General features: G+C 57.2%; 11 protein-coding genes. 9 read left to right on the top strand and 2 right to left on the bottom strand.

The window, feature by feature from the left end:
• Window positions 1–17 precede the first annotated feature (17 nt).
• The 7 genes from NUX24_RS02425 to flgL all read left to right on the top strand — a co-directional run bounded on the left by NUX24_RS02425 (window position 18) and on the right by flgL (window position 7,070).
• Window positions 18–773 (top strand): flagellar basal body rod protein FlgF, encoded by a 756-nt coding sequence (locus tag NUX24_RS02425; RefSeq protein ID WP_008500811.1) that lies wholly within the window; start codon window positions 18–20, stop codon window positions 771–773.
• 11 nt (window positions 774–784) lie between these two features.
• Window positions 785–1,567 carry a flagellar basal-body rod protein FlgG gene (gene flgG, locus NUX24_RS02430; RefSeq protein WP_008500810.1) on the top strand — a complete coding sequence of 261 codons (783 nt, stop codon included), beginning with the start codon at window positions 785–787 and terminating at the stop codon, window positions 1,565–1,567.
• 57 nt (window positions 1,568–1,624) lie between these two features.
• Complete coding sequence (gene flgH, locus NUX24_RS02435) at window positions 1,625–2,323, top strand: flagellar basal body L-ring protein FlgH (protein WP_023311139.1); 699 nt, start codon at window positions 1,625–1,627, stop codon at window positions 2,321–2,323.
• A gap of 12 nt (window positions 2,324–2,335) precedes the next feature.
• On the top strand, window positions 2,336–3,433 hold the full coding sequence (locus NUX24_RS02440) for a flagellar basal body P-ring protein FlgI (RefSeq protein ID WP_047650860.1): 1,098 nt from the start codon (window positions 2,336–2,338) through the stop codon (window positions 3,431–3,433).
• Complete coding sequence (flgJ, locus tag NUX24_RS02445) at window positions 3,433–4,386, top strand: flagellar assembly peptidoglycan hydrolase FlgJ (RefSeq protein WP_149323877.1); 954 nt, start codon at window positions 3,433–3,435, stop codon at window positions 4,384–4,386. The genes NUX24_RS02440 and flgJ overlap by 1 nt, the downstream gene beginning before the upstream one ends.
• Window positions 4,387–4,461: 75 nt before the next feature.
• Window positions 4,462–6,102, top strand: coding sequence for a flagellar hook-associated protein FlgK (flgK, locus tag NUX24_RS02450; protein ID WP_257829731.1), 1,641 nt, complete (start codon window positions 4,462–4,464; stop codon window positions 6,100–6,102).
• Between the two features lie 14 nt (window positions 6,103–6,116).
• Complete coding sequence (gene flgL / locus NUX24_RS02455) at window positions 6,117–7,070, top strand: flagellar hook-associated protein FlgL (protein ID WP_257829733.1); 954 nt, start codon at window positions 6,117–6,119, stop codon at window positions 7,068–7,070.
• A 74-nt stretch (window positions 7,071–7,144) separates the two neighbouring features.
• Here flgL and NUX24_RS02460 read toward each other — a convergent pair whose 3' ends face one another.
• A complete protein-coding gene (locus tag NUX24_RS02460; protein ID WP_257829734.1) occupies window positions 7,145–8,359 on the bottom strand; it encodes an MFS transporter in 1,215 nt (404 codons plus the stop codon).
• A gap of 145 nt (window positions 8,360–8,504) precedes the next feature.
• Between NUX24_RS02460 and NUX24_RS02465 the strand changes: the two genes are divergently transcribed.
• Window positions 8,505–9,407, top strand: a complete 903-nt coding sequence (locus NUX24_RS02465) for a LysR family transcriptional regulator (RefSeq protein WP_052119531.1) — start codon at window positions 8,505–8,507, stop codon at window positions 9,405–9,407.
• A 41-nt stretch (window positions 9,408–9,448) separates the two neighbouring features.
• On the opposite strand, the gene rne is transcribed toward NUX24_RS02465, so the two are convergent.
• Window positions 9,449–12,568, bottom strand: a complete 3,120-nt coding sequence (rne, locus tag NUX24_RS02470) for a ribonuclease E (protein ID WP_257829737.1) — start codon at window positions 12,566–12,568, stop codon at window positions 9,449–9,451.
• A 572-nt stretch (window positions 12,569–13,140) separates the two neighbouring features.
• Here rne and rluC point away from each other — a divergent pair.
• Window positions 13,141–14,088, top strand: a complete 948-nt coding sequence (gene rluC / locus NUX24_RS02475; RefSeq protein WP_021240761.1) for a 23S rRNA pseudouridine(955/2504/2580) synthase RluC — start codon at window positions 13,141–13,143, stop codon at window positions 14,086–14,088.
• Window positions 14,089–14,119: the final 31 nt, after the last annotated feature.

Consider the following 14,119-nt stretch of genomic DNA (forward strand, 5'->3'; position numbering starts at 1 on the left):
GCTAACAGGAAGGCGCAATGGATCACGCAATATATACCGCGATGGGCGCGGCAAGTCAGACGCTCAATCAGCAGGCCGTTACTGCCAGCAACCTGGCAAACGCCTCTACGCCGGGCTTTCGCGCTCAGCTTAATGCACTGCGCGCGGTACCGGTAGAAGGGCTGTCCCTGCCGACCCGTACGCTGGTGACGGCATCAACCCCTGGCGCCGATATGACGCCAGGGCAGATGGACTACACCTCACGCCCGCTGGACGTTGCCCTGCAGCAGGACGGCTGGCTGGCGGTGCAAACTGCCGACGGTAGCGAAGGCTATACCCGTAACGGCAATATCCAGGTGAGCGCGACGGGCCAGCTGACGATTCAGGGGCATCCGGTGATGGGGGAAGCGGGTCCGCTGACCGTGCCGGAAGGCTCTGAGCTGACTATCGCCGCGGACGGCACCATTTCGGCGCTGAATCCGGGCGACCCGGCCAACACCGTTGCGCCCGTCGGACGTCTGAAGCTGGTTAAGGCGGAAGGCAAAGAGGTGCAGCGTGGCGACGACGGCATGTTCCGTCTGACCCAGGCGGCGCAGGCGACGCGTGGCGCCACGTTACAGGCCGATCCGAGCATCCGCGTAATGTCCGGCGTTCTGGAAGGCAGCAACGTCAAGCCGGTCGAAGCCATGACCGACATGATCGCCAGCGCCCGTCGTTTTGAAATGCAGATGAAGATCATCAGCAGCGTGGATGAAAACGCGGGCAAGGCTAACCAACTTCTGGCTATGAGTTAACAGGACTCCTTATGATCAGTTCTTTATGGATCGCGAAAACTGGCCTGGACGCCCAGCAAACCAATATGGACGTGATTGCCAACAACCTGGCAAACGTGAGCACCAATGGTTTCAAGCGTCAGCGTGCCGTTTTCGAAGATTTGCTTTATCAAACCATCCGCCAGCCGGGCGCGCAGTCTTCTGAACAGACAACGCTGCCATCGGGCCTGCAGATTGGTACCGGTGTTCGTCCGGTGGCCACCGAGCGTCTGCACAGCCAGGGCAACCTGTCTCAGACCAACAACAGCAAAGACGTGGCGATCAAAGGCCAGGGCTTCTTCCAGGTGCAACTGCCTGACGGGACCTCGGCCTATACCCGTGACGGTTCGTTCCAGGTCGATCAGAACGGCCAGCTGGTGACGGCAGGCGGTTTCCAGGTTCAGCCTGCGATTACTATCCCGGCGAATGCCCTGAGCATTACCATCGGACGTGACGGTGTGGTCAGCGTGACCCAGCAGGGACAGGCCGCGCCGGTTCAGGTCGGGCAGCTCAACCTGACCACCTTCATGAACGATACCGGTCTGGAAAGCATTGGTGAGAACCTCTACACCGAAACGCAATCCTCCGGTACGCCGAATGAGAGCACCCCGGGCCTGAACGGTGCGGGTCTGCTGTACCAGGGCTATGTTGAAACGTCCAACGTGAACGTGGCGGAAGAGCTGGTGAATATGATCCAGGTCCAGCGCGCGTATGAAATTAACAGTAAAGCAGTGTCGACGACCGACCAGATGCTGCAGAAGCTGACGCAACTCTAAGGTGTAGCCCGGTGCGGTAAACGCCGCACCGGCTCCCTGTTTTCGAAGATGAAGGCAATGCAAAAAAACGCGGCGTTTCGTTATCCGATACTGACTGTTCTGGCTGTCACCCTCAGCGGGTGTGCTTTGATCCCGTCTAAACCATTGGTCCAGGGTGCGACGACTGCCCAACCCGTTCCTGGCCCCGCGCCAGTGGTAAACGGCTCCATTTTCCAGACCGCGCAGCCGATTAATTACGGCTATCAGCCGCTGTTTGAAGATCGCCGCCCGCGTAACGTCGGCGATACATTGACCATTGTGCTGCAGGAAAACGTCAGCGCGAGCAAGAGCTCGTCGGCGAACGCCAGCCGCGACGGCAAAACCAATTTTGGCTTCGATACCGTTCCGCGCTACCTGCAGGGACTGTTCGGCAATGCCCGTGCGGATGTTGAGGCGTCCGGCGGCAATACCTTTAACGGTAAAGGCGGCGCGAACGCCAGCAACACCTTCAGCGGTACGCTGACGGTCACGGTTGACCAGGTACTGGTTAACGGCAACTTGCACGTTGTGGGTGAAAAGCAGATCGCCATCAACCAGGGCACTGAATTCATTCGCTTCTCGGGCGTGGTTAACCCTCGCACCATCAGCGGCACCAACACCGTTCCGTCCACCCAGGTGGCGGATGCGCGCATTGAGTACGTCGGGAACGGCTATATCAATGAAGCGCAAAATATGGGTTGGCTGCAGCGCTTCTTCCTTAATTTATCGCCGATGTAAGCGAGGTGACCCATGTTTAAATCGATCTTCGCCGTGGCGCTCGCGCTGGTGGCAACGTTTGCCCAGGCTGACCGTATTCGCGACCTCACCAGCGTTCAGGGTGTGCGTGAAAACTCCCTGATTGGCTACGGCCTGGTGGTTGGTCTGGATGGTACCGGTGACCAGACGACCCAGACGCCGTTTACCACTCAAAGCCTGAACAACATGCTTTCCCAGCTCGGCATTACCGTGCCGGCGGGAACCAACATGCAGCTGAAAAACGTGGCCGCGGTAATGGTCACCGCGTCCTACCCGGCGTTTGCGCGTCAGGGGCAGACCATTGATGTGGTGGTCTCCTCAATGGGTAACGCCAAAAGCCTGCGCGGCGGTACGCTGCTGATGACCCCGCTGAAAGGCGTTGACAGTCAGGTCTATGCGCTGGCGCAGGGGAACATTCTGGTTGGCGGTGCGGGCGCATCCGCAGGCGGAAGCAGCGTGCAGGTGAACCAGCTTAACGGTGGACGTATCACCAACGGGGCGATCATTGAGCGTGAACTGCCGACCCAGTTTGGCGCGGGCAACACCATCAACCTGCAGCTTAATAATGAAGATTTCACCATGGCGCAGCAAATTGCCGATACCATCAACCGCAGCCGTGGTTACGGTAACGCAACGGCACTCGACGCGCGCACCGTGCAGATCCGCACCTCCACCGGCAGCAGCAACCAGGTGCGCATGCTGGCGGATATCCAGAATATGGAAGTGAACGTTCCGATCCAGGATGCGAAAGTGATCATCAACTCCCGCACCGGCTCGGTGGTGATGAACCGGGAAGTGTCGCTCGACAGCTGTGCCGTGGCGCAGGGGAATCTCTCCGTGACGGTAAACCGCTCCGCGAACGTGAGCCAGCCGAATACGCCATTTGGTGGCGGTCAGACGGTGGTGACGCCGCAAACGCAGATTGATATGCGTCAGAGCGGCGGGTCGCTGCAGAGCGTTCGCTCCAGCGCCAACCTGAACAGCGTGGTGCGTGCCCTGAACGCCCTGGGGGCAACGCCGATGGATCTGATGTCCATCCTGCAATCGATGCAAAGCGCGGGCTGCCTGCGCGCCAAACTGGAAATCATCTGATGCTGACCGATAGCAAACTATTGACCAGTGCAGCCTGGGACGCCCAGTCGCTCAACGAACTGAAAACCAAAGCAGGCAAAGACCCGGCGGCGAACATCCGCCCGGTCGCCCGCCAGGTGGAAGGGATGTTTGTACAGATGATGCTGAAAAGCATGCGCGAAACCCTGCCGAAAGACGGGATGTTCAGCAGTGATTCAACGCGTCTCTACACCAGCATGTATGACCAGCAGATTGCGCAGCAGATGACCGCCGGAAAAGGCCTCGGTCTGGCTGACATGATTGTGAAACAGACCGAAGCCGCGCAGGGCATTCAGCCTCAGGATCAGACGCAGCAGGTGCCGATGAAGTTCGACCTGGAAACGGTGACCAGTTATCAGAATCAGGCTCTGACGCAAATGGTGCGTAAAGCGATGCCAAAAGCCACGGGCAGCGGCGATGAGCCGCTCTCCGGTGACAGTAAAGACTTCCTGGCGCAGCTTTCTCTGCCCGCGCGCCTTGCCAGCGAACAGAGCGGCGTGCCGCATCACCTGATTCTGGCGCAGGCCGCGCTGGAGTCGGGCTGGGGTCAGCGTCAGATCCGCAAGGAAAACGGCGAGCCGAGCTTCAACATCTTCGGCGTGAAGGCCTCCTCCAGCTGGAAGGGGCCGACGACGGAGATCACGACCACCGAATACGAGAACGGTGCGGCGGTGAAGGTCAAAGCCAAATTCCGCGTCTACAGCTCGTATCTGGAAGCCTTGTCCGACTACGTTGGCCTGCTGAGCCGAAATCCGCGCTATACCGCCGTTACGCAGGCGGCGACGGCGGAGCAGGGCGCTCAGGCCTTGCAAAACGCGGGCTACGCGACTGACCCGAACTATGCGCGCAAGCTCACAAGCATGATCCAGCAGCTGAAATCCATGGGCGAGAAGGTCAGCAAAGCCTATAGCACAGATATTGAAAATCTGTTCTGAAAGTTCTCAAGTCCCGGTGGAGGTTGCCGATAACCTTCATCAGGACTCGTGTCTGAACGCATAAAAGGAACCCCCATGTCCAGTTTGATTAACAGCGCCATGAGTGGCCTCAGTGCCGCGCAGTCGGCACTCAATACCGTCAGTAATAATATTTCAAGCTATAACGTGGCAGGCTATACCCGCCAGACCACGGTGCTGGGCGCATCCAACAGCACGCTGACCGGCGGCGGCTGGGTGGGTAACGGGGTGTATGTCTCCGGTGTCCAGCGTGAGTATGATGCCTTCATCACCAACCAGCTGCGCGCCGCGCAGACGCAGAGCAGCGGTCTGACGACGCGCTATCAGCAGATGTCAAAAATTGACGATGTGTTCTCCGATACCACCAACTCGCTCTCCACCACCCTGCAGGACTTCTTTAAAAGCCTGCAAACCCTGGTGAGCAACGCGGAAGACCCGGCAGCACGTCAGACGGTGCTGGGTAAAGCCGGTGGCCTGGTGAATCAGTTTAAAACCAACGATCAGTATCTCCGCGATCAGGATACGCAGGTCAATACCGCAATTTCGACCAGCGTTGCGCAGATCAACAACTATGCCAAACAGATTGCCAATCTGAACGATCAGATTTCTCGTCTGACCGGCGTCGGTGCGGGTGCTTCGCCTAACGAACTGCTTGACCAGCGCGATCAGCTTGTCAGCGAGCTGAACAAAATCGTGGGTGTGGAAGTGTCTGTTCAGGATAGCGGTACGTTTAACATCTCTTTCGGCAACGGTTACAGCCTGGTCCAGGGTAGCAAAGCCAACCAGCTGGCTGCCGTTAAGTCCAGCGCCGATCCTACTCGTACTACCGTGGCCTATGTCGACGACGTGGCAGGTAATGTTGAGATCCCGGAAAAGATGATCACCACCGGTTCTTTGGGCGGTTTGCTGACCTTCCGCGCTGAAGATTTGGATAAAGCCCGTAACAGCCTGAATCAGATGGCGCTGGCCTTTGCCGATGCGATGAACACGCAGCATGAAGCCGGTTTTGACGCTAACGGTGACGCTGGCGGTAAGCTGTTTAACTTTGGTTCTCCGGCTGTCTTGTCCAACAGCAAGAACGGTGGTTCTGCCGTTGTCACGGCGTCTGTGGCGGACAGTAAACAGGTCCAGGCGACAGACTATAAGCTGCAGTTTAATGGTACCGACTGGACAATCACCCGTACGTCAGACAAAACCAGCTTCACGATGAGCCCGGACGCCAGCGGTAATCTGTCGTTTGATGGTCTTAACGTCAACGTGAGCGGCACGGCAAATACCAAAGACAGCTTTACCGTGAAGCCGGTTTCCAACGTCATCATGAACATGGATCTGGCGATCAGCGACGAGTCCAAACTGGCGATGGCGTCGGTGCAGACCGGCGGTGAGAGCGACAACCGCAATGGCCAGAAAATGCTCGAACTGCAAAACAGCAAAGTGGTAGGCGGGAACAAAAGCTTCAACGATGCGTATGCCTCGCTGGTAAGTACCGTGGGTAGCTCAACGGCTTCACTGAAGGTGAGCAGCCAGACGAAAGCCAACGTGGAAACCCAGTTAATCAAGCAGCAGCAGACCATCTCTGGGGTAAACCTCGACGAAGAGTATGGCAATTTGCAGCGTTATCAGCAGTATTACCTGGCGAACGCCCAGGTTCTCCAGACTGCCAGTACGCTCTTCGATGCAATTATCAACATTCGTTAAGGTTGAGGTGAACAATGCGTATTAGCACCCAGATGATGTACGAGCAGAACATGCGTGGGATCACCGACTCCCAGAGCAGATGGCTGAACTACGGTGAGCAGATGTCCACCGGCAAGCGCGTCAATCGTCCTTCGGACGATCCTATCGCCGCATCGCAGGCCATCGTTCTGTCACAGTCACAGTCGCAAAACAGCCAGTTTGCGCTCGCGCGTACCTTTGCAACGCAGAAGGTCTCGCTGGAAGATAACGTGTTAACCCAGGTGAACACCGCCATCTCAAGCGTGCGGGAGAAACTGGTCTACGCGTCAAACGGCACATTAAACGATGACGATCGTCTTGCTCTGGCGACCGATATTCAAGGGATCCGCGATCAGCTTATGAACCTGGCCAACACGACGGATGGTAATGGTCGCTTTATCTTTGCCGGGTACAAAACCGAGAGCGCACCGTTTGATTCCGTAACCGGCGACTACAGGGGTGGCGCTGAAGCCATCACCCAGCAGGTAGATACGGCGCGAAATATGGCGATTAGTCATACCGGCCAGCAGATTTTCGAGAGCATTACCAGTAATGCGGAGCAATTGCCGGGTGGTGGCTATGGCGAGACAAACATGTTCAAAATCCTTGATTCTGCCGTCGCTGCGCTGAAGACGCCGATTGAGAACGATCCGGCTGCAGCTGCAGTCCAAAACCAGGTGATTGCCAATGCGCAGATCGGTATTCAGAACACCGAGAACAATATTCTGACGGTCGTCGCGGATGTTGGAACCAAGATGAACGAGCTGGAAAAACTCGATACGCTGGGCGATGACCGCGCGCTGGGTCAGACCAAGCAGATGAGTGACCTGGTTGATGTTGACTGGAACGAAGCGATTTCCTCTTACACCATGCAGCAGGCGGCCTTGCAGGCGTCTTATAAAGCGTTTAGCGATATGCAGGGCATGTCTCTGTTCCAGCTGAACAAATAACATCTTGACCTCTTGGAACATGTCTTGAAACTGGGCATGTTTTACTGCCCAATCCGTCTGGATTGGGCATTTTTTTATGCAATTTCCGCCAGTGCGGAGGCGACTCGTGCGCTTTCTATCAGACGGATTGCCAGCGCAATGACGCCACAGACTGTCGCCAGCGCGACCACGCCCGTCCAGCCGGCCAGCGAGTAGATATTGCTGCCTAACGCGGAACCCAGCGCCATCCCGATAAAGACCACCGTAAAGAGCAGGGCGTTGAGACGACCCCGAGCCTGTGGTTCAAGGCTGTACACCAGGTTCTGGTGAGCGACCAGGCTGGACTGCAGTCCCAGGTCGAACCCGACGGCGGAGATGGCGATCAGAATCAGCTGTCCATGAACGCCCAACGCGGGCATCAGGAACATCAGGGCGAATGAGACGGTCACAAGAACGGCACCAAGCTGCGTCACTTTTCCTGCGCCCATTTTATCCGCCAGACCCCCTGCCAGCGGGGCAGCTAACGCACCGGCGGCACCTGCAATACCAAAACCACCCGCTACGGCACTCCCCAGGTGATATCGTTCCAGCAGCATGACCGCAAGCGTAGACCAGAAGGCGCTAAAGGCAACCGACAGGAAACCCTGAGCCAGCGCCGCACGGCGCAGCGCCGGGTAACGACGCCACAGATGTTCCATTGAGCGCATCAGCGCGGGGTAGCTCAGCGTGGAGTGAATGGCAAAACGCGGAAGCACAAACCACATCATCACGCCGATGAACGCAATGCTCGCCGCCGCCAGCTGGTACATGACGCGCCAGCCAAACGCTTCGCCCACCACGCCGCTGACGGTTCGGGATAATAAGATACCCATCAGCAGCCCGGTCATTACCGTGCCCACGGTTTTCCCCTGTTTACCTTCCGGCGCAAGGATGGCCGCGGCAGGGACGATATCCTGTGCTATGGTGGCGGCCATGCCGATGAGCAGGCTGGCCAGCAGCAGAGAATGGATCTGCCCGGTCAGGCTACAGCCGAGAAGAAACAGCGCCAGCGCCGCGCTTTTGATCAGGATTAACGTCCTGCGGTCGTGGCGATCGCCGAGCGGCAACAGGAACAGGATCCCCAGGGCATAACCCGCCTGGGTGAGCGTTGGGACCAACCCCATTCCTTCGATACTCAGGTGAAGGTCTGCGCCCATCAGCGGCAGCAGAGGCTGGGCATAATAGATAGATGCCACGCTGAAACCTGCACCGATCGCCAGCATTAAGATTACCCAGCGGCTCACGGCATGGGCGGCGGTTGTTGTGTTCATAAGATGTTCCTCATTCGTCGTGTGAGGCTATTTTTTATCAGTACGCCTTGCGACGGTAGCGGGCCCGGTGGTAAAACGCTTATACGTTGAACGTATAAGTGAAAATGCGATGAAGAGAGCTGAGCGTATAGACAGGGTGGAGTTAATGCGGACGTTTGTTCGCATCGTGGAGGCGGGCTCCCTCTCAGCGGCGGCACGGCAACTGGCCACCACACAGGCCACGGTGAGCAGACGGTTACAGTCGCTGGAGACCATGCTGGGCGTGCGCCTGATATTGCGCACCACCCACACGACGCGGCTGACGGATGACGGCGAGCGCTGCTATCAGCACGCCCGTCGGGTGATCGACAGCTGGCTGGCGCTGGAAGATGAGGTGGGGCAGACGGAAGATGAGCCCGTAGGCGTGCTGCGGGTGCGAGCTCCCCACGCGTTTGGTCAGGACCAGCTTCTGAAACCCGTAACCGAATTTTTGCAACGCTATCCCCAGCTTTCGATTGAGTGGATGCTCAACGATCGGTCGGCAGATTTTCTCGGCGACAATCTTGACTGCGCTATTCGGGTGGGTGTGGAGGTCGATCCGGCGACCGTATCCGTGCTGCTGGCGGAAGTGCCTCGCTCGGTGGTGGCCGCGCCAGCGCTGCTGGCCCGCTTCCCGGCGGTGAATACGCCGGAGGATTTGCAGCAGTTTCCCTGGATAGCCATCAGCTCTTTCTACCAGCGCCACGTGGAGCTTTTTCACGATGCCTCGCCTGCTACCGCGCGGATTGCTATTACGCCACGCCTAAGCACCGACAGCCTGTATGTCGCACGCAATACGGCGCTCACCGGCCTTGGCGTGGCGGTGGTCTCCAGCTGGACGGTACAGGATGATATTCGGGAAGGGCGGCTGGTGCATTTGCTGCCGGAGTGGCAGCCAGCGGCGTTACCGGTGCATCTTGTTTACCCCTGGTCCCGTTATTATCCGGCACGCTTGCGGCGTTTTCTGGAGCTGATGCGGCAGGTCATGCCGGAAGTCACCGGAATGAGAAAGCCCGTGCAGCAGCCATAAAAAAAGCCGACCCGAAGGTCGGCTTTTTACTTTCAGCGTCGTTATTCGACAGACTGCGGACGCGTTGCCGGTGCAGTCGCCTGATGCGTTGCACTATGGCCGCCTGCAGCGCCTTTACCTTCGAAGTTGAATTCCGGGCGTACCCAGTCGCTGTGACGCGGGGCTTCAGGCACGTAATCCGGCGCCGGGGCGCGCGTCATTGGTGCTGTCGCCACGTGGGCTGCGGCTGGTGCAGAAACAACCGGCTCAGGTTTCACCTCAGGCGCTTTCGGTTCTTCAACAACCGGTTCAACCTCAATCTCAACGTCCTGAACAACTTCTTCAGTGGTGGTTTCAACCAGGGGTTCAGCGGTGTCTTCCACTGCGGCTACAGGTTCAGCCTCTTCAGCGATTTCCTCAGCCACCACGGCATCTTCTTCAGCAATAAGCTGCGGTGCGGCATCAACCGGTGCGGCAATCACTTCCGGATGAGTGGTTTCGACTTCAACTGCCTGAGGTGCTTCCGTTTCAACAACCTGAGGTTCAACCACGGTTGCCGCTTCAGTCACAACGTCTTCTACCGCTGCCACAGGTGCAATCACCTCTTCGGTTACAGGCTGTTCTTCAACAACCTGCTCCGGGCGAGCAACCGGGTAACGGATCCAGACTTTGCCGGACGCCATTTCTGGCGAAGCACAGGCAATAGTCAGCGGCATTGGCGACTGAGTCGGGTAACGCTCGTCACGATAGCGACGACGGCGCTGGCCGCTGACGCGCAGATGACGTGGAGAACGACGTGAACGGCGCGGCATACCGGCGTTATCACGGTTTTCACCGTTATCATCCTGCTCAACGTTGTTTTCAACGACCGCTGGCAGGTCAACTTTCGCCAGCTGTGTGCCGGTTGTGCTCTCGCTGGTTTCAACCGCGATAGCGCCTGACTCTTCGGTTGCTTCAGAGGCGAAGCGAACTTTCTGAGAAAGCTGGCGCTGTTTACGACGCGGCATTACCTGAGTGCGTTCTTCCTGCTCGCCGTCCTGCTGTTCAACAGGCTCTTCGCGGTTCAGGTTTTTGACTTCCTGCTGTGCCTGACGCTTCTCGTCGTTACGGCGACGGCTGCGTTCACGGCGCGGCTGCTGGTCGTCACGCTGTTTGCTCTTCTCAGACTCATCGCCCGCCTGCTGGCGAATTTCACGATCTTCAACATTCGGCTGTTGTTTCTCGCGACGGTTGCGACGGTTGTCTTCGCGTTGCTCACGGCCTTCGCCATTCTCAGAGCGGTTGTCACGGTTGTCACGACGCTCGCTGCGGTCATTGCGATCGCTGCGGTCGTTACGATCGCGGCGGTTGTTCTGACGCTTGCGACGGTCCTGCTGACGCTCTGGCTTGGCCGCTTTTGGCTCTTCTTTCGGCTGCTCTGGCTGAACTTCTTCTTCAGCAAACATCTTCTTCAGCGCGCCAAAGAAGCGGCTCAGCAGACCCGGCTGTGCCGGCTGGGCCTTCGCTGCAGCTGCTTCTGGTTTCTGCGCTGCAGGTTTGGCAGCAGGTTTTTCCAGAGCTGCTTCCGGTGGTGCTTCAGGCATGATGAAGGTCGCTAACGCAGGCTGCTCTGGCAGTTTGCGCTCGGCTGGCTCTTCATCGGAAGGCAGGGACATCTCTTCTTCATGCAGCTTCGGCAGCAGGTAGCTGAGGGTGGTCGTCTCTTCGCCCTTACGCACGCGCAGCACGTGATAGTGTGGGGTCTGCATCTGGTCGTTTGGCACGATGATGCAGCGAACGCCACCCTGACGCGCTTCAATCGCACTTACCGCTGCACGTTTTTCGTTAAGCAGGTAAGAGGCAACGGGCACCGGCACAATGGCGTGAACCTCTTTGGTGTTCTCTTTCAGCGCTTCTTCTTCAATCAGACGCAGAATGGAGAGGGACAGCGATTCGTTATCACGCACGGTACCGGTGCCGGAGCAGCGCGGACAAACGTGATGGCTGGACTCGCCGAGAGACGGGCTCAGACGCTGACGGGACATCTCCAGCAGGCCAAAGCGTGAGATATGGCTAATCTGGATACGCGCCCTGTCCTGACGCACCGCTTCGCGCAGACGGTTTTCAACCGCACGCTGGTGGCGAACAGGGGTCATGTCGATGAAGTCGATAACAATCAGACCACCCAGGTCGCGCAGGCGGAGCTGGCGGGCGATTTCATCAGCGGCTTCGAGGTTAGTGTTGTAGGCGGTCTCTTCGATATCGCCACCGCGCGTTGCACGCGCGGAGTTGATGTCGATAGCGGTCAGCGCTTCAGTGGTATCGATAACAATAGAACCGCCGGATGGCAGACGCACTTCACGCTGGAAGGCGGACTCAATCTGGGATTCGATCTGATAGTGGCTGAACAGCGGGATTTCGCCGGTGTACAGTTTAATTTTGCTGGTGAAATCCGGACGACCCAGCGCGGCGATGTGCTGGCGCGCCAGCTCAAGCACTTTCGGATTATCGATCAGAATCTCACCGATGTCCTGACGCAGGTAATCACGGAAGGCACGCACGATAACGTTGCTTTCCTGGTGGATCAGGAACGGAGCAGGGCGGCTTTCGGCTGCTTTCTGAATGGCTTCCCAGTGCTTCAGACGGAAGCTCAGGTCCCACTGCAGCGCTTCGGCTGATTTGCCAACGCCTGCGGTACGCACGATAAGCCCCATGCCGTCAGGCAGTTCGAGGCTTGCCAGCGCTTCTTTCAGCTCGGTACGGTCATCACCTTCGATACGGCGAGAGATGCCACCCGCACGCGGGTTGTTAGGCATCAGAACCAGATAGCTCCCTGCCAGGCTGATAAAGGTGGTCAGTGCGGCACCTTTGTTGCCACGCTCTTCTTTATCAATCTGAACGATAACTTCCTGACCTTCACGCAGAACATCTTTGATGTTTGGGCGGCCATGGGCGTTGTAGTTTGCAGGGAAATATTCGCGGGCGATTTCTTTCAGAGGGAGGAAACCATGACGCTCAGCACCGTAATCGACAAATGCAGCTTCAAGGCTTGGTTCAATGCGGGTGATTTTGCCTTTGTAAATGTTCGCTTTTTTCTGTTCGTGTCCAGGACTTTCGATATCCAGATCGTACAGGCGCTGCCCATCCACAAGGGCGACACGCAACTCTTCTTGCTGAGTTGCGTTGATTAACATTCTTTTCATCGTAACTTACTCGTTATTCTTACATTGACGACAAAGCTGCGGGCAAGGTGACGCTTTCCGGGGTATGAACCGATGGCCTCGTGTCTGTTCACGTCGCCAACCTCACGGTTGTCGCTCGCTTAAGAGGCGCAGAGTGTCGGTTGCCTGTATTTCATACGGAAATACAGCGCAATTATCAGGGGAATTGCCTGGGTAGAACTCTCCAGAGAACAATCCTTATACCGGGAAGTACTGCAACCCGCAGCCCGCTAACTGCCTGAAAGATCAATACGTCTTACGCCATTGCTGCGTGGATGATCGGTCAGACAAAATTGGTCATTCCGTCAACATCCTTACTTAACCAGGATTTAACACGGAAAACAGCCTCATTATTCCACTGCTCGCCGGGTTATAGCAAGATGACTTTTACCAATTATCACCCGGTTACTCACAGTTTCTTCACTTCAGAATGGCGATTGGTTTAATAACCACCAAATCGGTTGCGCGAAACGGGGAGCTGGCCGGATAAAAGTAAATATAAGCATAGAAAAATGAGTGGCGCTAATGGCTGACGATATTTAGAATCGCCAACCATGAAAACAGAGACTCCAGCCGTAAAAATGGTTGCCATCGCCGAAGATGAAGCGGGGCAACGTATCGATAACTTTTTGCGCACCCAGTTGAAAGGTGTACCAAAGAGCATGATTTACCGCATCCTGCGCAAGGGCGAGGTGCGGGTGAACAAAAAACGCGTGAAGCCCGAGTACAAACTCGAGGCGGGCGATGAAGTTCGTATTCCGCCGGTGCGCGTTGCGGAACGTGAAGAAGAGACCGTTTCACCGAAACTACAGAAAGTGGCGGCCCTGAGCGATGTGATCCTGTACGAAGATGACCACATTCTGGTGCTCAATAAACCGTCAGGAACGGCTGTTCATGGCGGTAGCGGTCTGAGCTTCGGCGTGATTGAAGGGCTGCGAGCCCTGCGTCCGGAAGCGCGCTTCCTTGAACTGGTGCACCGTCTTGACCGTGATACCTCTGGCGTACTGCTGGTGGCGAAAAAGCGTTCTGCGCTGCGTTCGCTGCATGAACAGCTGCGTGAAAAAGGGATGCAGAAAGACTACCTGGCGCTGGTGCGCGGTCAGTGGCAGTCCCATGTAAAAGTGGTGCAGGCGCCGTTGCTGAAGAACATTCTGCAAAGCGGGGAACGTATTGTCCGCGTGAGCCAGGAAGGGAAACCGTCTGAAACGCGCTTTAAAGTTGAAGAGCGCTATGAGTTTGCCACGCTGGTGCGCTGCAGTCCGGTGACCGGTCGTACCCACCAGATCCGCGTGCATACGCAGTTTGCAGGGCACCCAATTGCCTTTGATGACCGCTATGGCGACCGCGAGTTTGATAAGCAGCTGGCGGGGACGGGGCTGTCGCGTCTGTTCCTGCATGCGGCAGCGCTGAAGTTTACCCATCCTAATACGGGGGAAGTCATCCGTATTGAAGCGCCGCTGGACGAGCAACTGAAACGCTGTCTTAAGGTTCTGCGCGGCTGATTTTGCTTTCCACCCTCTCCCTGTGGGAGAG

It is taken from the genome of Enterobacter sp. HG048 (genome assembly GCF_024702055.1).
In the GTDB taxonomy this organism is placed as follows: Bacteria; Pseudomonadota; Gammaproteobacteria; order Enterobacterales; family Enterobacteriaceae; genus Enterobacter; species Enterobacter dykesii.